This window comes from Shewanella hafniensis (assembly GCF_019655335.1).
Classification (GTDB): Bacteria; Pseudomonadota; Gammaproteobacteria; order Enterobacterales; family Shewanellaceae; genus Shewanella; species Shewanella hafniensis.
This window is the reverse complement of sequence record NZ_BPFD01000281.1, coordinates 1-313: the sequence shown is the minus strand read 5'-3', so window position 1 is coordinate 313 and position 313 is coordinate 1. Positions and strand designations below refer to the sequence as shown.

The 313-nt window shown below is 47.9% G+C and carries 1 rRNA gene; it reads left to right on the top strand.

Annotated elements, in window-relative coordinates:
* Positions 1 to 110 (top strand): 16S ribosomal RNA (locus tag K5Q99_RS22275); the annotation flags it as partial.
* Positions 111 to 313: the final 203 nt, after the last annotated feature.

Here is a 313-nt window from a genome sequence, read left to right as displayed (position 1 = left end):
AAGTGGGTAGCTTAACCTTCGGGGGGGCGCTCACCACTTTGTGGTTCATGACTGGGGTGAAGTCGTAACAAGGTAGCCCTAGGGGAACCTGGGGCTGGATCACCTCCTTACCTATACGACTAACTTACGCTTGTTGGGTCGACAATATGGCATCCGTGCCGAGTCGACACAAAAACATCCGTGTTTTTGAGTGTTCACACAGATTGCTTGTTTATCTTCTCTTAGGAGAAGTCAGAGCTGAATGCGCCGCGAGCCGGTTAGCATTGTTCTTTAACAATTTGGAAAGCTGATAGTATTTAATTGCATGAGTCTG